Source organism: Brevundimonas sp. UBA7507, assembly GCF_002478355.1.
Lineage (GTDB): Bacteria > Pseudomonadota > Alphaproteobacteria > Caulobacterales > Caulobacteraceae > Brevundimonas > Brevundimonas diminuta_D.
Window position 1 is genome coordinate 66,319 of the sequence record NZ_DLNP01000002.1, and the last position, 21,036, is coordinate 87,354.

14 protein-coding genes and 1 tRNA gene are annotated in these 21,036 nt (G+C 68.9%); 7 read left to right on the top strand and 8 right to left on the bottom strand.

The window, feature by feature from the left end; genetic code table 11:
* Positions 1-2: 2 nt before the first annotated feature.
* From B3D50_RS01800 to ligD, 5 genes are all read left to right on the top strand, one after another.
* Positions 3-1,679 (top strand): alkaline phosphatase D family protein, encoded by a 1,677-nt coding sequence (locus B3D50_RS01800; RefSeq protein ID WP_286949155.1) that lies wholly within the window; start codon positions 3-5, stop codon positions 1,677-1,679.
* 1 nt (position 1,680) lies between these two features.
* On the top strand, positions 1,681-2,433 hold the full coding sequence (locus B3D50_RS01805) for an acid phosphatase (RefSeq protein ID WP_286949156.1): 753 nt from the start codon (positions 1,681-1,683) through the stop codon (positions 2,431-2,433).
* 227 nt (positions 2,434-2,660) lie between these two features.
* Positions 2,661-5,219: a TonB-dependent receptor gene (locus tag B3D50_RS01810; RefSeq protein WP_286949157.1), complete on the top strand. Its 2,559-nt coding sequence runs from the start codon at positions 2,661-2,663 to the stop codon at positions 5,217-5,219.
* Between the two features lie 11 nt (positions 5,220-5,230).
* Entirely contained in the window at positions 5,231-6,910 is a 1,680-nt protein-coding gene (locus tag B3D50_RS01815) for an alkaline phosphatase D family protein (protein WP_286949158.1), read from the top strand.
* Positions 6,911-6,961: 51 nt separating this feature from the next.
* Positions 6,962-9,493 (top strand): DNA ligase D, encoded by a 2,532-nt coding sequence (gene ligD / locus B3D50_RS01820; protein ID WP_286949159.1) that lies wholly within the window; start codon positions 6,962-6,964, stop codon positions 9,491-9,493.
* Positions 9,494-9,496: 3 nt separating this feature from the next.
* Here ligD and B3D50_RS01825 read toward each other — a convergent pair whose 3' ends face one another.
* The 6 genes from B3D50_RS01825 to B3D50_RS01850 all read right to left on the bottom strand — a co-directional run bounded on the left by B3D50_RS01825 (position 9,497) and on the right by B3D50_RS01850 (position 17,104).
* A complete protein-coding gene (locus B3D50_RS01825; protein WP_286949160.1) occupies positions 9,497-10,330 on the bottom strand; it encodes a Ku protein in 834 nt (277 codons plus the stop codon).
* 95 nt (positions 10,331-10,425) lie between these two features.
* Entirely contained in the window at positions 10,426-11,043 is a 618-nt protein-coding gene (locus B3D50_RS01830; protein WP_286949161.1) for a cation transporter, read from the bottom strand.
* Positions 11,040-14,261, bottom strand: coding sequence for an efflux RND transporter permease subunit (locus tag B3D50_RS01835; RefSeq protein WP_286949162.1), 3,222 nt, complete (start codon positions 14,259-14,261; stop codon positions 11,040-11,042). The genes B3D50_RS01830 and B3D50_RS01835 overlap by 4 nt, the downstream gene beginning before the upstream one ends.
* A 12-nt stretch (positions 14,262-14,273) precedes the next feature.
* A complete protein-coding gene (locus B3D50_RS01840) occupies positions 14,274-15,449 on the bottom strand; it encodes an efflux RND transporter periplasmic adaptor subunit (protein WP_286949163.1) in 1,176 nt (391 codons plus the stop codon).
* Positions 15,449-16,702, bottom strand: coding sequence for a TolC family protein (locus B3D50_RS01845; RefSeq protein WP_286949164.1), 1,254 nt, complete (start codon positions 16,700-16,702; stop codon positions 15,449-15,451). Before B3D50_RS01845 ends, B3D50_RS01840 begins: the two co-directional genes overlap by 1 nt.
* A 54-nt stretch (positions 16,703-16,756) precedes the next feature.
* Positions 16,757-17,104, bottom strand: a complete 348-nt coding sequence (locus tag B3D50_RS01850; RefSeq protein ID WP_286949165.1) for a hypothetical protein — start codon at positions 17,102-17,104, stop codon at positions 16,757-16,759.
* A 265-nt stretch (positions 17,105-17,369) separates the two neighbouring features.
* Here B3D50_RS01850 and B3D50_RS01855 point away from each other — a divergent pair, with 265 nt between their 5' ends.
* Together B3D50_RS01855 and B3D50_RS01860 are read left to right on the top strand one after the other, a co-directional pair.
* Positions 17,370-18,545 carry a M24 family metallopeptidase gene (locus tag B3D50_RS01855; protein ID WP_286949166.1) on the top strand — a complete coding sequence of 392 codons (1,176 nt, stop codon included), beginning with the start codon at positions 17,370-17,372 and terminating at the stop codon, positions 18,543-18,545.
* Positions 18,542-19,792, top strand: a complete 1,251-nt coding sequence (locus tag B3D50_RS01860) for an NAD(P)/FAD-dependent oxidoreductase (RefSeq protein WP_286949167.1) — start codon at positions 18,542-18,544, stop codon at positions 19,790-19,792. Before B3D50_RS01855 ends, B3D50_RS01860 begins: the two co-directional genes overlap by 4 nt.
* 59 nt (positions 19,793-19,851) lie before the next feature.
* Here B3D50_RS01860 and B3D50_RS01865 read toward each other — a convergent pair.
* Together B3D50_RS01865 and B3D50_RS01870 are read right to left on the bottom strand one after the other, a co-directional pair.
* Positions 19,852-19,941, bottom strand: a tRNA-Ser gene (locus tag B3D50_RS01865).
* Between the two features lie 98 nt (positions 19,942-20,039).
* Positions 20,040-21,014, bottom strand: coding sequence for an NUDIX hydrolase (locus B3D50_RS01870; RefSeq protein ID WP_088411371.1), 975 nt, complete (start codon positions 21,012-21,014; stop codon positions 20,040-20,042).
* Between the last annotated feature and the right edge of the window lie 22 nt (positions 21,015-21,036).

Consider the following 21,036-nt stretch of genomic DNA (forward strand, 5'->3'; position numbering starts at 1 on the left):
CGATGACGCAGAACCTTCGTCTGTCGCGCCGCGGCGCCCTGGCCTTAATGACGGGCGGGGCGGCGTTGGCCGGATCCGCCGTCGCACACTCATCGGTTGATCCGGCGCGCTTCACTCATGGCGTGGCGGCGGGTGATCCGATGCAAGACGGCTTCGTGATCTGGACCCGCGCGGTCGGGGCGGGCACGACGGTCGGCCTGTGTTGGGAGGCGGCCGAGGACGCCGACTTCACCCGCATCGTCCAGTCAGGCATGGTTCAGGCCACGGCCGCGCGCGACCACACGGCCAAGGTCGACGTGACGGGCCTGCGCGCCGGGCGTGAGTACTTCTATCGCTTCCACAGCGCCGACGCCGTCTCAGCCGTAGGGCGCGCGCGGACCTTGCCGAGCGGCGACGTGGAGCGTGCGCGGTTGGCGGTGGTGTCCTGCTCCCACTACGGCTTCGGCTATTTCAACGCCTATCGCGCCATCGCCGATCTGGAAGACCCGGTGGACGCCGTCGTCCATCTGGGCGACTACATCTATGAGTACGGCGTTGACGGCTATGGCGGGCCGGAAAGCCGCGCCTTGGGCCGCGAGCATGATCCGGCGCATGAGATCGTCACCCTGGACGACTATCGTCGCCGTTTCGCCCAGTATCGTGCTGACCCCGATCTTCAGGCTGTCCACGCCCGCGCCGCCTTCATCACCGTCTGGGACGATCACGAGACGGCGAACAACAGCTGGATGGGCGGATCGTCCGCCCATGACGAAGATAGGGAAGGCCCCTGGGACCGCCGCCGCGATGCGGCGATCCAGGCTTATTTCGAATGGCTGCCTATGCGCGATCCGCCGCCGGGGCGTCCGGCCCATGTGCTGAACCGCGTCTATGATTTCGGCGACCTGCTGTCGCTGATCGCGGTGGAGACGCGCCTGACCGGCCGCACCAAGGCGCCCAGCGCCTCTCGCGACATGATCTTCGACGCCGAGGGCCGCCCTGACCCCGACCGCTTTGAGGCCGAAGTGCTGAACCGTCCCGAACGCTCCATGATGGGCGTGGCCCAAGAAGCCTGGCTGGAGGGCGCACTGACCGCCTCGGTCCAGCGCGGAACGGCGTGGCAGGTGCTGGCCAATCAGGTGATCGTGGCCCGGATGCGGGCGCCGGACTTCATGTCCGTCATGCCTGAAGATCTGCTGGAAGAGGCGATGTCGCGCTCCGGCTCGCGTCGCTGGCTGGAAGGCACGCGCCTGGGTCTGCCGATCAATCTGGATGCGTGGGACGGCTATCCGGCGGCGCGCCTGCGCCTGTATGACGCCGCTCGCCGCAGCAGGGCCAATCTGGCCGTTCTCAGCGGCGACACGCACATATTCTGGGGCAACCGCCTGCACGATCCGCGCGACGAAAGCTTCGTCGGCGTCGAGTTCGGAACGGGCAGCGTCACCTCGCCCGGCGGCTATGAGACCATCAGCGCCGACCCCCGCATCTATGAGGTCGCCGAACAGGCGCTGGTCGCCAGGAACCCGGACGTCCGCTTCGCCCACGTTCGCGACCATGGTTTCCTGATCGTCGAGATCACCAAGGCGGCCCTGACATGCGACTATCATCAGGTCGCCGATATCCAGGCCCGCGACGGCCGCGCCTGGCGTTTCGCCCGCATCACGACCGACCGCGCAGGCGGCTTCCAGGTGCAGGAGGGCTGAGATGCGTTTGCTGATCGTGGGGGCGGCGGCGCTCAGTCTCGCGCTTTCGGCGTGCGCCTCGGGCCCTGAGGCGACGTTGTGGCAGGGCTATGCCGATCATCCGCAGGGGTATTTGGGAGCGGACAGCCGCTTTGAGGCGCTCGCCTTTCTGCCGCCTCCGCCAGAAGTTGATTCCCTGAGGGCGCAGAATGATCTGGTCGTCTATCGCGCGACGCGGGCGTTGAAGGGCCAGCCGCGTTGGCTTCAGGCGGCGGCTGACGCCGAGATCGTCACGCCCTCGGCGCCGAGCGTGTTCAGCGAGGCGCTGGGCGCCCCGTTCGAGCCCGAGCGGACGCCGACGCTGGCTTTGTTGTTGGGGCGGATGCACGCGGATCTGGAGACGATCCAGGCTTCGGCCAAGGCCAGCCACGCCCGGCCGCGGCCCTTCGTGTCCGAGCCCGCCGATATCTGCGTCGATGCCGCGCCGTGGCTGGCCGAAAGCGGCTCCTATCCATCGGGCCATGCGGCGATGGGGTGGGCCTGGGCGCTGGTGTTGTCCGAACTGGCGCCGGATCGCGCCGAGGCGATCCTGGCGCGGGGGCTGGCCTATGGCGACAGCCGCGTGATCTGCGGCGTCCACTATGTCAGCGACGTAGAGGCGGGGCGGCTGATGGGCGCGGCGCTCGTCGCCCGCCTGAAGGCGGAGCCGGCCTTCCAGCGGGACTTGGAGCAGGCTAAAGCCGAATGGCGACGCCGCCTCTCCAGCCAGCCCTAAGTGAAGACGATCGACGTCGGCAGACGGATCATGGCTTCGAGGCCGTCAGCAGTCTGAAACCCTGGCGTTCCATAGACTGCGCGCCTGACGTGGTTTTGAAAGATAGGCTGTGCGGCGAGTGAATTTCGCGGTTCTGCCGTCGCAGCTTCATTCGCCCGTGACCGCCGCGTCGCGCCCGCGACATTCAGCGTCTTTAGGTCTGCCCTGCTTTCTCAGGGGGTAAGACCATGAAGCCGATCAGCCTCAAGCGTGGATTCCTGGCGGGTGCTGCCGTCGCGGGCCTGATGGCGGCCGGCGCCGCCCATGCCCAGAGCGTTTCGCCGGGCGAGGCGACGACCGCCGTGGACGACATCGTGGTGACGGCCCAGCTGCGCGCCCAGGATCCGATCGAGGTGCCCTTCGCCTTGACGGCCTACAGCGGCGACTTCCTGGAAAACCTGGGGGTGCAGGAGTTCGACCAGTTGTCGGCCTTCGTGCCGGGCTTCCTGGTGCAGAACCAGTCGCCGAACAATCCGGGCTTCGTGATGCGCGGCATCACCTCGGACTCGGGCGCCGCCACCGCCGAGCCGCGCGTGTCGGTGTTCCAGGACGGGGTGTCGATCTCCAAGTCGCGCGGCTCCTATGTCGAACTGTTCGACATGGAGCGGGTCGAGGTGGCCAAGGGGCCGCAGTCGACCCTGTATGGCCGCGGCGCCCTGATCGGCGCGGTCAATCTGGTGCAGAACCGCGCCCGTCCGGGCCAGTTCGACGCCGGCGCCCGAATCGAGGCGGGCGACCTGGACTATCGCGCGGTCGAGGGTTTCGTGAACGCGCCCGTCGGCGAGACCGGCGCCCTGCGCCTGGCGGCGCGGATGAAGACGCGCGGCGGCACGGTCGAGAACCTGCTGGGCGGCGAGGACTATAATTCGATCGAGACCAAGGCGCTGCGCCTGTCGGGCGCCTGGGCGCCGACCGACAACCTGCGCGCCGATCTGATCGCCAACTATCAGACGGATTCAGCCAGCGGCACCTCGTTCAAGTCGATCGCCTATGATCCGTTCGACCAGAGGACGGGCGCCTCCCTGGGCGGGCGCGCGCCGTGGGAAGGGGCGGCCCTGACGCCGGGCGCCGATTTCGACGGCGGCGTCGGCCTGGGGCTAGATCGGGAGGTCTGGGGCGTGACGGGCCTGGTGAAGTGGGATCTGTCGCCGTCCCTGACGCTGAACTCGACCACGGCCTATCGCCAGTTCGACTCGACCGAGGTGTTCGATCCGGACGGCACGTCGCTGCCGCTGCTGACGGCGGCCGAGCAGGCCTATGGCGAACAGTGGAGCCAGGAGTTCCGCCTGAATTTCGACAACGGCGGCCGCTTCTCTGGCTTCGTCGGCGCGGGCTATTTCAATGAGGAAGGCTTCCAGCGGGCGCCGACCCAGTTTGATGAGCGTCTGGCCCTGCTGCAACTGGCGACGCCGCTGGGCGGCCAGCGGTTGAAGATGTTCTACGCCGCGCCGACGCCGCTGCTGATGGGCGGCATCCTGCAGTCCATGCTGCCCGCCGCGGCGCATCCGCTGATCCCCGGCATCATCGGCAATCTGAAGCCCGCCCATATCGAGACCGCGACCAACCGGGCCGATCTGACCTCCTATGACCTGTTCGGCGACCTGACCTTCAAGGCGACCGATCGTCTGGAGTTCTCGGGCGGGGTGCGCTGGACGCGCGACGACAAGACGACAGGCTATTCGGCGGCGGTGCTGAACGGCCGCTCCATCGCCGGCGGCCTGGTGGCGGTGCAGACCCTCGGCGCTCAGGCGCAACGCCTGGCCCTGGCCGGCGACCTGGCCGGCGCCCAGCGGCTGCAGCAGCAGATCACGGCCATCCTGACGGGCCTGGCGACGCCGGGCGCAGCCAATCTGCCCGCAGCTTCGGGCTTGCCGCTGTTCGGCGTCACCGCCCAGCCGACTGCTGGTAACGGCGACCTGATCCAGGCGGATCACGAGGACGACGGCTTCACTTGGCGTCTGACGGCGCGCTACGCCCTGGCGGACGACGCCAGCCTGTACGCCAACTATGCGCGCGGCCGTCGCCCTGAGGTGCTGGAGGTGCGCGGCCCGTCCGTTCCGCTGGGCGCCCCGACCTTCGAGGTGATCCCCGCCGAAACCGTCGACAGCTTCGAGGTCGGCTACAAGACGGCGCTGATGGATCGCCGCCTGCGCCTGGACGGGGCGGTGTTCCACTACGCCTACGACAACTTCCAGACGACCGAGCAGGACGGCACCCGCTTCGTCACCGTCAATGCGGGCAAGGCTGCCGCCTATGGGTTTGAAGGCCAGGTCGCCTTCGCGGCGACGCCGACCTTCGATCTGTTAGGCACCTACGGCTACAACCACTCGCGCTTCGATGGGGGCGCGCGCGACGGCAACCGCTTCCGCCTGTCGCCGGACCACATGGCCTCGATCGGCGCGACCTGGCGCCTGCCGGTCGAGACCGGGACCATCGAGGTCCAGCCGACCTACACCTGGCAGTCCAAGGTCTTCTTCGACGACGACAACGACCGCCCGGAGCTGCAGACAGGCAACTTCGTCGCCGACACGGTGCAGGACGAATATCAGGACGGCTACGGCCTGCTGAACCTGCGGGTGCGTTACGCTCCGTCGTCGGGCAACTGGGGCGTCGAGGCCTTCGGCGACAACATCCTGGACGAGGAATACATCAAGGACGCGGGCAACACCGGCGATGCGCTGGGCCTGCCGACCTTCATCGCCGGACGGGGCGCCAGCTATGGCGTCGCCTTCACCCTGCGCTACTGAGGACCAGAGCCATGACCATGAACCGTCGCGGCCTTCTGGGCCTGTTCGGCGCGGGCGCGGCGGCGGGCTGCGCCACGGTCCCGACGGGCGAAGGCGTCGCCGTCGCCTTCGCCCACGGCGTGGCCTCGGGCGATCCGGCGACCGACCGGGTGATCCTGTGGACGCGCGTGACTCCGGCGGACGGCCAGGCCGGGCCAGTCTCGGTCGCCTGGCGCGTGCTGGACGGGGAGGGCGGCCGCGTCGTCGCCTCGGGCCGGTTCGAGACGGGGCCTGAGCGCGACTATACGGTCAAGGTCGATGCGGCGGGCCTGCGCCCCGGCCGCGACTATCGCTACGACTTCGCCGTGGGCGAGACGCGCTCGCCCATGGGCCGCACCCGCACCCTGGCGGCCGAGGGCGGGGCGCCGGTCAATCTGGCGGTGGTGTCGTGCCAACTGCACCCCGGCGGCCTGTTCAACGCCTATGAGGCGATCGCCGCCTTGCCGACCCTCGACGCCGTGGTTCATCTGGGCGACTACATCTACGAATACGGGGCGGATTCCGACGCCTATGGCATGGCGACGGGACCGAAACTGGGCCGCGTGCCCGAGCCGGCGCACGAGATCGTCACCCTGACCGACTATCGGATCCGCCACGCTCAATACAAGCGCGACGCCGACCTTCAGGCCGCCCACGCCCGCGCGCCCTTCATCTGCGTCTGGGACGACCACGAAACGGCCAACGACGCCTGGCTGCACGGCGCCGAGAACCACCAGCTCGAGACCGAAGGCGACTTCGCCCAGCGCAAGGCGGCGGCGCTGAAGGCCTATTATGAGTGGATGCCGATCCGCGAGGCCGCGCCCGGCGCGCTGAAGGAGGCGATCCACCGCAGCTTCCACTTCGGCGATCTGGCCAGCCTGATGATGGTCGAGACCCGCCTGACCGGCCGCACCGACCCGCTGGCCTATGACAAGGATCTGACGGCCAAGGACGGCCCGGACGGCGAGCCGGTGCTGGACCTGGACGCCTTCCGCGCCAAGCTGAACGATCCCGCCCGCGATCTGATGGGCGCCGAGCAGCGCGACTGGCTGAAGCGCGAACTGGCCGCCTCCAAGGCCAAGGGACGTCCGTGGCAGGTGCTGGGCAATCAGGTCGTCATGGGGCGCGTGGCCGGTCCCGACGTGTCGCGCACCCTGACCGAGGCTCAGGTTCAGGGGCTGATGGCCCAGATCCCCGAAGCCTATCGCGACCAGTTCGAGCAGGCCTTGTTCCTGTTCAAGATGGGCCTGCCGTTCAACCTCGACGCCTGGGACGGCTATCCGGCCGGGCGCGAGCGGCTCTACGCCGCCTTCGCCGAGGCGGGGGTGCAGCCCATCGTCCTGGCCGGCGACAGCCACGCCTTCTGGGTCAATGAGCTGAAGGACGCAAACGGCGCGCGCCGGGCGGTGGAGTTCGGGACCAGCGCGGTCTCCAGCCCCTCGATCGGCGACGCCATCGGCGGCTTCCCCCTGGGCGCGGCGCTGATGCAGGCCAATGACGAGGTGCGCTTCTGCGACCAGTCGGCCAAGGGCTTCATCCTTTTGACCCTGACCGAGGACCGGGCCGAGGCGGCCCTGATGCAGGTCTCGACCATCTTCGCCAAGCCGTTCGAGGTCACGACGTTGAAGCGGGTCGGCGTGAACCGCGCCGATGGGACGATCACGGGCGTCTGATCGCGACCGGCTCCCCGCGCAACGGTTTCCTCGCGGGCGGATTAATCGCCCATGCGCGGCGAGCTGAAGACCTATCAGGCCAAGCGGCGTTTCGAGCAGACGCCGGAACCCAAGGGCGCCAAGCGGGCCGGAGACGGCGCGCGGCGCTTCGTGATCCAGCGCCATGCGGCGACCCGACTGCACTACGACTTCCGCATCGAGGCGGACGGGGTGCTGAAGTCCTGGGCCGTGACCAAGGCCCCGTCGCGCGACCCGTCGGTCAAGCGTCTGGCGGTCGAGGTCGAGGACCATCCGCTCGACTACGGCGGGTTCGAGGGGACGATCCCGGCGGGCAACTATGGCGCGGGCACGGTGCAGTTGTGGGACGTCGGAACCTGGGAGCCGCAGGAGCCGGACCTGGAGGCCGCCTGGGCGCGCGGCCAGATCAAGATGATCCTTCATGGCGATCGGCTGAAGGGCAAATGGGCGCTGATCCGGTTGAAGAGCGACCGGGGCAAGCCGTCCAAGCGCAACAACTGGCTGCTGCTGAAGGAGAAGGACGAGTACGCCGTCGCCGGCGAGGGCGACGCCCTGGCCGAGATCGACGCCTCGGTGACGACCGGCCGCTCCCTGGCCCAGATCGCCGAGGGGGACACGCAATGGACATCCTCCAAGCCGACCCGCCGCAAGGCGCCGCCGAAACCCGCGCCGTCCAAGGCGGCGTCCAAAGCGAAGCGGCCTCACGCCTTCGTGCCGATCCAGCTGTGCAAGGCGGTGGACCACCCGCCCTCGGCCGCCGGTTGGGCGCATGAGATCAAGTTCGACGGCTATCGGCTGCAGATCGGGGTCGGCAACGGTCAGGCGGTGCTGCGGACCCGCAAGGGCCTGGACTGGACCGATCGCTTCCCGGAGCTGGCAGCGGATGCGGCCGGTTGGCCCGATGCGGTGATCGACGGCGAACTATGCGCCCTCGACGACGATCACATGCCGGACTTCAGCGCTCTGCAGGCGGCGATATCCGAGGGGAATACGGGGCGGCTGGTCTATTTCGCCTTCGACCTGCTGTTCGAGGGGGCGGAGGATCTGCGTAAGCTGCCGCTGTCGCACCGCAAGGCGCGGTTGCAAGCCTATATCGACCGGATCGGCGCCAAGGCTGGAGGGCGTCTTCGCTACGTCGAGCACTTTGCCTCGACGGGGCAGGCGGTGCTGGAAAGCGCCTGCCGGATGCATCTGGAGGGCGTGATCTCCAAGAAGCTGGACGCGCCCTATCACGCCGGGCGGTCCTCGACCTGGGTCAAGTCGAAGTGCCGGGGGCGCGACGAGGTCGTCATCGGCGGCTGGTCGTCGGAGGGCGGCAGTCGGTTTCGGTCGTTGCTGGTCGGGGTGCGCGAGAAGGGCGGGTTGAAATACCTCGGGCGCGTCGGGACGGGCTTCGGCGAGGCGGCGACGCGGTTGCTGATCCCCGCGTTGAAGGCCGAGGCGGCGGACAAGAGCCCCTTCACCGGCGCAGGCGCGCCCGACGGCGGCCCGGACGTTCACTGGGTGAAACCCAGGCTGGTCGCCGAGATCGAGCACGGCGGCTACACCGAGTCAGGTTCATTGCGGCAGGCGGCCTTCAAGGGCCTGCGCGACGACAAGACCGCTGAGGACGTCACCGAGTCGCCCCAGCCGCCCGCGTCGCCGTCGACGTCGAAAAAGGGCGGCAAGGTCACGGTGGCGGGCGTCGTCATCTCCAGCCCTGATAAGGTGCTGTGGCCGGCGAGCGAAGGACGCCCGCCCATCACCAAGGCCGACCTGGCGCGCTACTATGAGGCGGCGGCCGAGCGTCTGCTGCCTCATGTGGCGGATCGGCCCGTCTCCATCATCCGGGCGCCGGACGGCATTGAGGGCGAGACCTTCTTTCAGCGCCACGCCATGGCGGGCTCCAATCCCCGATTGAAACTGATCGACGTCAAGGCGCGCACGCCCTATGTCGCCGTGGTCGATGTGGGCGGCCTGGCCGCCGTCGCTCAGTCGGGCGGACTGGAACTGCATCCCTGGGGCTGCAAGCCGGGCGATCCCGAGACGCCGGAGCAGATCACCTTCGACCTGGACCCCGACGTGGGGCTGGGCTTCGACGACGTGATTGCGGCCTCCCTTGTGGTGAAGGCCAAGCTGGAGACGCTGGGCCTCAAGCCCTTCGTCAAGACGACGGGCGGCAAGGGTCTTCATGTGGTCGCGCCGATCCGCGCCGACGGCCGTTCCCGCGTGACCTGGGAGCAGAACAAGGCCTTCGCCAAGGCTGTGTCCGAGGCGATCAGGGCCGAGGCGCCGGACCGCTTCACCACCACCCTGGCCAAGAAGGCGCGCGGCGGAAAGATCTTTATCGACTATCTGCGCAACGGCCGGATGGCGACCGCCGTGGCGCCCTGGTCGCCGCGCGCGCGGCCGGCGGCGGGGATTGCCTTTCCCCTGTCGTGGGATCAGGTGAGGCCGGGACTGAGGCCTGCGGACTACAATCTGTGGGTCTGGCCCGAGTTGCTGAAGCAGCCCGATCCCTGGGCCGATTTCCGCGCCGCCGCCGTCAGTCTGAGACCCGCCCTGCGCAAGATGGGCATGGAGTGACGATCAGGCCGACTTCTTGCGCGGCGAGGGTTTCTTGGCCGCCGGTTTGCGGGCCCCGCCAGCTGAACCCTTCAGGCTGTTCTTCAGCGCCACCATCAGGTCGATGACGTTGGTGTCGTCCGGCTCGGCCACGTCGACCAGGCCCTTGCCGCCCTTGGTCTTGGCCTTGATCATCTCGCGCAGGGCGTCGTCGTAGCGATCCTTGAAGGCGGTCGGGTCGAAGTCTGCCTCCTTCTGGGCGATGATGCGGGCGGCGATCTCGACCATGTCGGCGTCAGCCTTCACCTTGGGAATGTCGTCGAAATAGTCGTCGGCGTCGCGCACCTCGTCATGGGCGCGCAGGGTGTAGGCCAGCAGGCCCTTGCCGCGCACCTCCAGCGCCAGCTGGCGTTCCTTGCCGCGCAGGACAAGCTGGCCCAGCGCGACCTTGCCCTGCTTCTGCATGGCGTCGCGTATGACGACGAAGGCCTCGACGCCCGCGCCCTTCTCGGGAACGACGAAGAAGGGATCGTCCCAGTAGAGACGGTCGATGTCGGACTCGTCCACGAACTTGTCGATGGCGATGGTCTTGGTGCTGTCCAGCCGCACCTTGTCGAAATCGGCGTCGTCGAACAGGACGTATTCGTCCTTGGACACCTCATAGCCGCGCACCAGACGGCTGCGCTCCACCGGACCGGCGTCGGGGTCGGTCGGCACCATGCGGATGCGGTTGTGGGTGTCCGGATTGATCAGGTGAAAGCGCACGTCGGCGGCGCTGGTCGTCGCGGTGTAGAGCGCCACCGGGCAGGTGACGAGCGACAGTTTCAGGTGTCCTTGCCATGTGGGGCGAGCGGCCATGTCGGTTCTCCTCGACAGGCTAAATGCCCGGCGCCGACATATGTTCGCTGTCGCGGGCAAGCGCGGGAGCTCTCCGGCAGCTTGCCCGCGACGGTTCAGGTTTCGGCGTTCGCCTCAGTCTCTTGCGAAACGGGCCGGCTCTCACGGGCGTCCTTGAGGATGTCGACGCCGCCCTTCACCGCGATGGCCGCCACGATCAGCCCCACCACCAGGTCCGGCCACGCCTGGTCCAGCGCCATGACCAGCCCCCCGGCGATCAGGATGCCGCCGTTCGAGGCGAAGTCGTTGAAGCTGAAGGTCTCGGCCGCGCGCATGTTGACGTCGTCTGTCCCCTGACGCCGGATCAGCATCAGGCAGGTCAGGTTCACCGCCGCCGCGATGACGGCCAGGCTCATCATGGTCCAACCGACCGGCTCGGTCCCGACGATCCAGCGCCGCCCCACGTCGATCAGCACCCCGGCCGCGAAGATCAGCAGCATGATCCCCGACAACCGAGCGGCGCCGCGCTTCCACGCCATCGCCCGCCCGACCGCTAGGAAGCTGATCAGATAGACGATGGCGTCCGATCCGTTGTCGGCGGCGTTAGCCAGCAGGGCGCTGGACTCGGCGAACAGGCCGCCGAGTCCGAGCATGACGAACAGCAGGGCGTTCAGCACCAGCACGATCAGCAGGGTGCGGCGCTGAAGCCCATCTCCGTGATGAGATCCGCTCAATCCTCTATTCCTTCCGTCTTACGGTGTTTGACGGCCTTGGCCGCGAAGGTCGGCAGCACCAGCAGCGTCAGGGCGGTGGCCGTCAGAAGGCCGCCGATGACCACGGTGGCCAACGGTTTCTGAACCTCGGCGCCCGCTCCGCTGGCGATGGCCATGGGGATGAAGCCGACAATGGCGACTAGGGCCGTAGTCAGCACCGCCCTCAGACGACTGAAGGCGCCGAGCAGGGCCGCGTCGCGCGGCGTTTGCCCCGCCTGCAACCGCTCGCGGATGGCCTGCATCAGCACCAGGCCGTTCAGGGTCGCGACGCCCGACACGGCGATGAAGCCGACCGCCGCCGAGACCGAGAAGGGCATCCCCCTCAGCAACAGGGACAATGCTCCGCCGACCAGGGCCAGCGGCACGCAGGCGAACACCAGTCCCGCCTCCGCGAAGGATCCCAGCGCCATGAACAGCAATATGCCGATCAGGACGAAGACCACGGGGATGACCAGACCCAGACGCTGCTCGGCTCGCTTCAGGTTCTCGAACTGGCCGCCCCATTTGAGCGAATAGCCTGCGGGCAGGCTGACCTGCTGATCGACCTGCTTCTGGGCGTCGGCGACGAAGCCGCCCAGATCGCGGCCGCGCACATTGGCCTGAACCACCATGCGGCGGCTTCCGTCGTTGCGGCTGATCTGGTTCTGGCCCTCCTTCACCTGAATGCGGGCGACCGAGGACAGGGGGATGGCTGCGCCGCTCGCTGTAGTGACGGGCAGGGCGTTCAGGGCGGCGGGGTCGTTACGCTCCGCGTCCGACAGGCGGACCACCACGTCGAAGCGGCGGTCGCCCTCGAAGATCTGGCCTGCCTCGGCGCCGCCGATGGCGGCTGAAACGGCTTCGGACACGTCGGCCGCCGACAGGCCGTAGTTGGCGGCGGCGAAGCGGTCGACACTGACGGTCAGGGTCGGCAGGCCGGACGCCTGCTCCACCCGCACGTCGGCCGAGCCGGACGTGTCGCGCAGGGCGCCAGCCACCTGATCGGCCGTCTTCTGAAGCTGGGCGAAGTCGTCGCCATAGACCATAACCGCCAGATCGGTGCGGACGCCCGAGATCAGCTCGTTGAAGCGCAGTTCGATCGGCTGGCTGAACTCGAAGGCGTTGCCCAACTGGGTCGAGGCGGCCTTCTCGATGCGGGCGATCAGCTCGTCCTTCGGCAGCTTGGGATCGGGCCATTCCTTGCGTTTCTTCAGCACGATGACGGCGTCGGAGATGTTCGGCGGCATGGGGTCCACCGCCGCCTCGGCCGTGCCGGTGCGCGAGAAGACGGTCTTCACCTCGGGCTGGGCCTTGATAGCCCGCTCCAGCGCCATCTGCATGGCGAGGGACTGCTCCAGCGAGGCCGAGGGCACGCGCAGCGCCTGCATGGCGATGTCGCCTTCGTCCAGAGTCGGGATGAACTCCCGCCCCAGCAGGGTGAAGGCCAGGGCGCCGACCAGCAGGGCCCCGAAGGCCGAGGCCAGCACGGTCTTGGGATGCGACACGGCGGCGCGGATGGCCGGTTCGATCCAGCGGCGCGCGTGGCGCAGCAGGAAGGTCTCATGCTCCTCCGCCTCGCCGTTTTCGTCGACGTGGACGGTCTTGGGCTCCTTGACCAGCAGGGCCGCCATGGCCGGGACGAAGGTGAAGGAGAAGATGAAGGCGCCGACCAGGGCCAGCATGACCGTGGCACCCATCGGGATGAAAGTCTTGCCCTCGACCCCTTCCAGCATCAGCAGGGGGGTGAAGACGAGCAGGATGATCAACTGGCCGAAGGCGGCGGGCTTGACCATCTGACGCGCGGCCGAGGCGGCGACGCCCAGCCGTTCGTGGCGGGTCAGGGCGCGGCCCAGATCGGCGCGCTTCTGGCCCAGTCGCAGCAGGGTGTTCTCGACCACCACCACCGCGCCGTCGACCAGCAGACCGAAGTCCAGCGCGCCCAGACTCATCAGGTTTCCGCTGATGCCGAAGCGGTTCATGCCGATGACCGCGAACAGGAAGCTGATCGGGATCATCAGGGCCGTGATCGTCGCCGCGCGGATGTTCCCCAGCAGCAGGAACAGCACGACGATGACCAGCAGGGCGCCTTCGGTCAGGTTCTTGGCCACCGTCTTGATGGTGGAGTTGACCAGGGCGCTGCGGTTCAGCACCGGCTCGGCGACGATGTCGGGCGGCAGGCTGGCGCTGATCTGTTCCAGCCGTTCGGCGGAGGCCTGGGCCACGGTGCGGCTGTTCTCGCCCGCCAGCATCAGGGCCGTGCCGATCACCGCCTCATGGCCGTCGCGGCTGGCCCCGCCCAGGCGCGGCGCCTGGCCGATCTCGACGGCAGCCACGTCGGCGACCCGCACGACCAGGCCGTTGCGGTTGACCACGGGCGCCTGGGCCAGATCCTCGACCGTCTGGGCCAGGGCGTCGGTGCGCACGGTCAGGGCCTCGCCCGCGCGCTGGATATAGCCCGCGCCGGCTTGGGTGTTGGCGCGGTCCAGCGCCTGAACAAGATCGTTCAGGCTGAGGCCATAGCTGGCCAGTCGCGCCGGGTCGGGGCGGACGGCGTATTCCTTCACATAGCCGCCGTTGACGTCGACGCCCGCCAGACCGGGCGCCGTCCGCATCCGGGGCGCGATGATCCAGTCCTGAACGGTGCGCAGATAGGTCGCCCGCGCCTGCGGCGTATCCAGCCGCTCGCCCTCTGGCGTCAGATAGGCGCCGTCGGGTTGCCAGCCGGGTCGGCCCGCGCGCGCCGCCTTGGCGTCGAAAGGCTTCAGGCCGACCGTCCACATCAGCACTTCGCCCAGGCCCGTGGTGATGGGCGACAGGGCCGGTTCGACGCCCTCGGGCAGGTTCTCACGCGCCTGGGCCATCCGCTCGGCCACCTGCTGGCGGGCGAAGTAGATGTCGGTGGCGTCGCTGAAGATGACGGTCACCTGGCTGAAGCCGTTGCGGGTCAGGGAGCGGGTGCTCTGTATCCCCGGAATGCCCGCCATCGCCGTTTCCAGCGGGTAGGTGACCTGACGTTCCATCTGTTCGGGGGCCAGGGCCGGGGCCACGGTGTTGATCTGCACCTGCCGGTTGGTGATGTCCGGCACGGCGTCGATCGGCAGCTTGGTCAGCTGGAACAGCCCCCACGCCGCGACCAGGGTCGTAGCCAGAACGATGAACCAACGGAAGCGGACGGACGTCTCAATGATGATTTTGAACATGATCGCCCTCCCTTAGTGGCCGTGCTCGGCTTCGCCCTTGGCCAGTTCGGCCTTGAGCAGGAAGGCGTTGGCCGAGGCGACTTTCTCGCTCCCGGTAAGGCCGCGCAGGATCTCGGTGGAGCCTCCGGCCTGACGACCGGCCAGCACAGGCTGGGCGCGGAAGCCTTCGCCGGTCCGGACGAAGATCACCGTGGCGCCGTCGACCGTCTGAACTGCTTCGGACGGCACGGTCAGGGCGCCGCCGGACTGGCCCTCGGTGACGACAGCGCCGGTGACGGGCGATCCGGCGGGCGGCAGGCGGCCGCTCTCGGGCCGGGCTCGAATCACGGTCGCCCCGCTGTCCTGTAGACCGGCGTCGGCCGCGACGCCCGTGACCAGGGCGTTGAACTCGCCCTGCGGTCCCGTGACGCGAACGTGCGAGCCAAGGCGCACCTGGGCCGCCAGTTGCGGCGGAGCGTTGAAAACCAGTTCGACTCGCGCCGGATTGGTCACTTCGGCCACGACCGCGCCCTGGGCGACGAAGCCGCCGGGACCGACCTGAACATTGGTGACGACGCCGGAGATGGGGCTGACCAGGCTCATCCGGCCCGAGGCGTTGGGCGACCCCGCCGCCGCCGCCCGCGCCCGCGCGGCGCGTGCCATAGCTTCGGCGCTGGCGGCCTGCGCCTGCGAGGCCTCGACCTCCTGACGGGCGACGACGCCCTGATCGGCCAGGTTGCGGTTGCGCTGATGCGCCTGACGCGCGGCGGTCGCGGCGGCCGAGGCCGCGTCGATCTCGGCGCGTAGCGCAGCGCCGTCGCCGCTGACCAGGCTGACCAGAGGCTGGCCGGCGCGGACCGCCTGACCCGGCGCGACCAGCACCCGCTCGACCGTGCCGCCGACCACGGCGCCGACAGCGGCGCGCGCGTCGACCATGGCCTCGACCCGGCCGGACAGGCGCGTCTCGCCGCCCCCGCCGCGCGAGACGGCGACGACCGATATTCCGGCCGCCTGAAGCTGTTCGGCGGTCAGTTCGATCACGCCCTCGGGGGCCTCGGCGGCTTCCTCCTTCGTCTCGGCCTTCGTCGCCTCGGGGGCGGGCGACGGGTCCGATCGGAAGCCGCCCAGATAGAGCGCGCTTCCTCCGAGAAGCAGCACGGCGGCGGCCGCGGCGATGTTGACCTTCTTGTTTGACGACAGCTTGCGCATCAGCGGCTTCCTTCAAAGGGGGCGCGGCCTTCCAGGCGCGCCAGATCGATCTCGGCGCGGACGCGCGCCATGCGGGCGTCGACGGCGGCGGATCGGGCGTTGATCAGGGCGGCGCGTCCGGTGCGCAGCTCCAGTTGCGAGATGCGTCCCGCCTCGGCGCCGATGCGCGACAGGCGATAGGCCTCCTCGGAGGCGGTCACGCCCGCGTCGGCGGCCGATACTCGGCTGGCCGAAGAGGCCAGGCGCGCTTCGGCGGCGGCTCGGTCGGCTCCGGCGTCCTGGCGCGCCTGCATGACGCGCGCCTCGGCGGCCCGGTGTTCGGCGCGCGCGGCGTCGATGTTGCCACGGTTTCGGTCGAACAGCGGCAAGGGCAGGCTGAGGCCGAAGGTCATGGCCGTCTGATCGTTCTCGCCGAAGCGGGTCACGCCGACGCTGGCGGTGACGTCAGGACGGCCGTTGATGCGCTCGACGTCGATGCGGCGTTCGGCCGCCGCAGCCTCGGCCTCGGCTGCCCGCACCGTCGGCGCCTCGCGTTCGGATCGGGCGGAGGGCGTCGTCGGCGCATCCAGCAGCCCGGCCTCGATTGAGGTGGCGGGCGTCGGCAGCATGGCGACGGCGCTCAGACGGGCGAAGGCGGCGTCGCGCTCGGCCCTGGCTTCGTCGAGGCTGGCGCGGGCGGCGGCGGCCTCGCTTTCCGCCTGAATGCCGCGCAGCAGGGGCTCGCGACCTTCCTCGACCAGGGCCAGGGCCGCGCGGGCGTCGGCCACGGCCAAGGTCAGCGCTTCCTCGGCCAGAGCCGCGCGGCGCTGGGCGGCCTCGGCCTCGGCATAGGCCAGGGCCAGTCGCGCGGCCGTGTCGACCACGGTCAGGTCGCGCCGTAACGACGCTGCGCCGGCATCAGCGCGGGCGGCGTTCACTCTTGCTGAACGGCGGCCCCACAGCTCCAGATCCTGGCTGAACGCCAGGCTGAGGTCGCTTGCGCTGAGACCGGAATAGGGGCCGGACCCGACGACGTTCTCAAGGTCGATGGACAGGTTGGGATTGGGCCGGACGCGCGCCTGACGGACGCGCGCTTCGGCGGCGTCGCTGAGGGCGTCGGCTTCGACGGCGGCGGGCGTTCGGTCCAGTTGGGCGAGCAGTACGCCATAGGAGGGCGCGGGATCAGCCCAGGCCGGGCCGGCGCCGAAAACGGCGACCACGGCGAGCGCGCAGCCGACCGCCAGACGCGGCCGACGACGATGTGTCGGAGACATGTTTGATTTCCAGAGATGATCAGAAGAGGGGCGCGCGAAGGCGCAGACTTCCGATCAGCTTCTGGGAGGGCGCTTCAGTCCGTCGGAGGCGAACGACACGGTGCTGTCGTCGCGCAGGATGTAGCGGCTGGCCTGGAACTGGGGCTTGGCGATGTTGAGATCGCCGCCGGACGGACGCTCGCCGGGGTGGTGGCAATGGCCGTGAATCTCGCCGCCCATGCGGTCGTGATCGCCCTTGGATCCGTCCTGGGCGTGTTCCCCATTCTCGCCGTGGGCGATGTCCATGGCCTGATGCGCGATCGCGGCGTCGGGCGCGCAGGTCGCCGCATCCGCCGCAGGCGCAACCACAAATACGGCGATGACCAGCATCAAGGCCGCGAAGAGGTTCGCCAATGTCATCATCGACCGAGGCATGGCCGCCTAGATAGGAAAGGGCCGAGTGGAAGGCAATCTGTTATAAGGTTCGTCCGAAAGGGTGTTTTTGCGCCATATCGTCACGCCCTGGGCCCGCTCGCCGAACGGATCATGGTCACGCGCAAGGGCGCGTTTTCCGGGCGCGCGCGCCTGTCGAGGCGACAGGGCTATTGCTAGCATTACGGCTCTTGCTCGAGGCTTCAAGCCATGAAAGAAGCAGAGTTATAGATCATATACTGTATACGTTGATAGCATGACGTTTCTTCCCCCCGCCGCTGCTCCCATCAACGCTGCCGAGCGGCGCGCTCGCATTCAGGTCTTGGCTGCACGGCTGAAGGCGGAAGGGTCGGCGGCGTTGCTTCTCGGTCCTACGGCGTCGCTACGCTATTATACCGGGCTGGACTGGCATCCTTCGGAACGGCTGACCGGGGCCTTGATCCACGCCGACGGTCGGGTGGAATACGTCTGTCCCCGGTTTGAACTGGATAAGGTCGCGGGATTGACGGCGGCGCCGAACGCCATCGCCGGCGACATCCTGACCTGGGAGGAGGAGGAAAGTCCCTACGTCCTGACGGCGGGGCGTCTGCCGGAGGGCGGCGTCCTGGCGGTCGACGATCAGGCGGCCGCCTTCATCTGGCTGGGCCTCAGCCGGGCGCTCGGCGCGGATCGCGTCATCGACGGCGCGCCGCTGATCCTGGCCCAGCGCAGCCTGAAGTCGTCCGCCGAGATCTCCTTGTTGACCCGCGCCAAGGCCATCACGCTGGAGGTCCACCGCCGCACCCGCCGCTGGCTGAAGGCAGGGGTCCGAACGTCGGAGGTCATGGCCTTCATCGACGCCGAGCACCGCGTCCTGGGCGGGGAGGGCGGATCGTGGTTCTGCCTGGTCTCCTTCGGCGAAGACACCTGCCTGCCGCACGGCGGCGAGGGCGACCGCGCTCTGCAGGCCGACGATGTGGTGCTGATCGATACGGGCACTCTGGTCGACGGTTATCACTCGGACATCACCCGCACCTATGTCTTCGGCGAACCGACGGACGACTTCCGCCGCGTCTGGATGCACGAGAAGGAGGCCCAGGCTCGCGCCTTCGCCGCCGCCCGTATCGGCGCGCCGTGTCACAGCGTCGATGACGCCGCGCGGGGCTATCTGACCGGCCTCGGCTATGGCCCTGACTACCGTCTGCCGGGCCTGCCGCACCGCACAGGCCACGGCATCGGCCTGGACATCCACGAGGCGCCGAACCTGGTGCGCGGCGACGCCACGCCGCTGGCGCCCGGCATGTGCTTCTCGAACGAGCCGATGCTGGTCATTCCCGGCCGGTTCGGCGTGCGCCTGGAAGATCATTTCTACATGACCGAGAGCGGGCCGGTCTGGTTCACCGAACCGTCGCACAGTCTGGATGACCCCTTCGGCGAGGGCGCCTCTGCATGAGAACGCCGCAGCGCTGGGCGGTCATCGGCGGCGGCCTGGTCGGAACGGCGACGGCTCTCAGGCTTCAGGCGGCGGGTTTCGAGACGATTCTGATCGACCGAGGCGATCCGCGACGCGGCGCCTCCTTCGGCAACATCGGCCACATCGCCGCCGAGCAGTGCGAACCCATGCCCTCGGCCGCGACCTTGAAAAGCGCGTTCGGCCGGTTATTCGCTTTCGGCGGTCCGCTGGACTTTCGGGCGCGAGATGTGGCGTCGTGGGGGCCGTGGGCGCTGCGGTTTCTGGCGGCCTCTCGCCCGGCGGCGGCCGCGCACGGCGCCGAGATCCTGGCGCGACTTCTCGATGATCCTCTGGGCGCCTGGATGCGGTTGGCGGTCCTGGCCGAAGCGCCGGACGGCCTGATCCGCCCGACCGGCCACGCGGTCGTCTGGTCCACGCCCGAGGCGGCGAGACGGGGCCTTGAAGCCTGGCGCGGCGCGCGCACGGGAAGCGCCCGCTTCCGCCCCATGGAGACGGAGGAACTGGCGGCCTATGAGGCGGTCCTGAAAGCGCGCCCTGCCGGGGGCATTCGCTTCACCGGTACGGGACAGGTCAGCGAACCCCAGAGCGTCCGCGACGCCCTGTCGACCGCCTTTACGAAGCAAGGCGGGCGCATCCTTCAGGCCGATGTGCGCCGCCTGAGGCCCGTATCCGACGGCGTCGAGATCGCTCTGGAGGACGGCGCGACCGTGGACGCCCAGCGGGTCGTCGTCACGGCAGGCGCGTGGTCAGCGTCGCTGCTGGCGCCGCTTGACGTGCGCGTTCCTCTGATTGGGGAGCGCGGCTATTCGGTCCAGTCTGCGCAGCACGATTGGCCTGAAGCCTTGCCGTTGACGGTGTTCGAGGATCGCTCCCTCGCCGTGGCGCGCTTCAATGGGGGGCTGCGCGCCTCTAGCCATGTCGAGTTTGGGCGGCCGTCGGCGCCGCCGGACCCGCGCAAATGGCGTCAGATCGAGGGGCATCTGAAAGCGCTGGGCATCGCCTTCTCCGACGCGCCGGACCGCTGGTGCGGACCGCGTCCGACCCTGGCGGATTATTTGCCTGCGATCGGCAGGCTGCAGGCTTATCCGGCCATCCACTACGCCTTCGGACACCAGCACCTGGGCCTGACCCTGGCCGCCATCACGGCGGAGGCGATGGAGCAACTCGCCCTCGGACGGCCGTCTCCGCGATGGATGGGGGCCTTACGCATCGAGCGTTTCGACTGATCAGAGCGTGCGATCAGACCCGTGCGCCCTGGCGGGCGGGTCAGCTTGTTAGGAAGTAATGGCGGAGAGGGGGGGATTCGAACCCCCGGTACGCTTCCACGTACGCCGCATTTCGAGTGCGGTACATTCAACCACTCTGCCACCTCTCCGCAGGCCGAAAGTCCCTAATGGGGCTGAGCGAGCGGCTTCTCTAATCAAAGGCTGCGATGGCCGCAAGCCATGACGATGAAGAAATTTGAACGGCTGTTCAACGCTGTCCAGGCAGCGACAGGCCGAAGGCGCCGCCGTCGCCCGGTTCGGGGCGGACGTGTCGGAACAGTTCGGCGGGGCGGCCGCCGGTGTCGCTAGTGAAAACGCCGGTGGGCTGGACCAGGCCGGTGCGTTCGACCCCTCGGCGGAAGTTCTGCTTGTGCAGCGACAGACCCGCCACCGCCTCTACCGCCGCCTGTAGCGCCGACAGGGTGAAGGTCGGGGGCGTCAGGTCGAACAGGACGGGCCGATATTTGAGTTTGCTGCGCAGGCGGGCGACGCCTGTGGCCAGGATTCGGCGGTGGTCCGACGCCATGGGCAGGTCGCCTGGCGAAGCGGGGACGGGACGGCCGTTGTCGCGCGCAGCCTCCTCGACCAGGCCGGCTTCATAGAGCAGCTCATAGCGGTCCAGCACGCGCTCCTCGTTCCAGCGGGCGCCGGGCGAGAGGGCGAAAAGAGCGTCCACGCGACCTTTGCGTGCTGCGTCGTCGCCCGCCCAGGCGGTCAGACCGGGGGCGAGGCGCTCCATGACGGCGGGCGGGCCTCGGCGGCGGTCTTCCCAGGGAAAGACGTGGAAGATAGGCGTCCAGGCGGCGTCGCGGCCCGAAGCGCCGAAACTGGGGTCGTCAGGCGCATCGGCGGTGAGGGCCAGATAGCCGACCGAGATGTCGCGCGCCTGATCCGGGCCGGGCGTGGCGCGCGGGGCGTCGCGGCCCAGATCGCCGAAGGTGTAGAGCTGCTCGACAAAGCCGAGCGGGAAGCCCGTCTGGTCGGCCACGAAGGCGCGCAGGGCCAGTTCGAACGTGCGGTCGCGGGCGGGGTCGAAGGGGCCGAAGGGCAGGGCGGGGGCGCCGTCGGGGGCGTGGGTGGTCAGAACCACGGCTTCACGGCCCCGCAGGGCGATGATCACCGCCGACAGGCCGATCCTGATGCCGGTGTGGGAGGATGAAGCCTCCGTCCGCGCCTGCGCCATATGTCTCCCTTGCGTCCGCCGC

Bases quoted from the DNA above. Each gene is read 5' to 3' on its own strand.
- B3D50_RS01800 (WP_286949155.1), top strand. From the start codon at position 3: ATGACGCAGAACCTTCGTCTGTCGCGCCGCGGCGCCCTGGCCTTAATG.
- B3D50_RS01805 (WP_286949156.1), top strand. From the start codon at position 1,681: ATGCGTTTGCTGATCGTGGGGGCGGCGGCGCTCAGTCTCGCGCTTTCG.
- B3D50_RS01810 (WP_286949157.1), top strand. From the start codon at position 2,661: ATGAAGCCGATCAGCCTCAAGCGTGGATTCCTGGCGGGTGCTGCCGTC.
- B3D50_RS01815 (WP_286949158.1), top strand. From the start codon at position 5,231: ATGACCATGAACCGTCGCGGCCTTCTGGGCCTGTTCGGCGCGGGCGCG.
- ligD (WP_286949159.1), top strand. From the start codon at position 6,962: ATGCGCGGCGAGCTGAAGACCTATCAGGCCAAGCGGCGTTTCGAGCAG.
- B3D50_RS01825 (WP_286949160.1), bottom strand. From the start codon at position 10,330: ATGGCCGCTCGCCCCACATGGCAAGGACACCTGAAACTGTCGCTCGTC.
- B3D50_RS01835 (WP_286949162.1), bottom strand. From the start codon at position 14,261: ATGTTCAAAATCATCATTGAGACGTCCGTCCGCTTCCGTTGGTTCATC.
- B3D50_RS01840 (WP_286949163.1), bottom strand. From the start codon at position 15,449: ATGCGCAAGCTGTCGTCAAACAAGAAGGTCAACATCGCCGCGGCCGCC.
- B3D50_RS01845 (WP_286949164.1), bottom strand. From the start codon at position 16,702: ATGTCTCCGACACATCGTCGTCGGCCGCGTCTGGCGGTCGGCTGCGCG.
- B3D50_RS01850 (WP_286949165.1), bottom strand. From the start codon at position 17,104: ATGATGACATTGGCGAACCTCTTCGCGGCCTTGATGCTGGTCATCGCC.
- B3D50_RS01855 (WP_286949166.1), top strand. From the start codon at position 17,370: ATGACGTTTCTTCCCCCCGCCGCTGCTCCCATCAACGCTGCCGAGCGG.
- B3D50_RS01860 (WP_286949167.1), top strand. From the start codon at position 18,542: ATGAGAACGCCGCAGCGCTGGGCGGTCATCGGCGGCGGCCTGGTCGGA.
- B3D50_RS01870 (WP_088411371.1), bottom strand. From the start codon at position 21,014: ATGGCGCAGGCGCGGACGGAGGCTTCATCCTCCCACACCGGCATCAGG.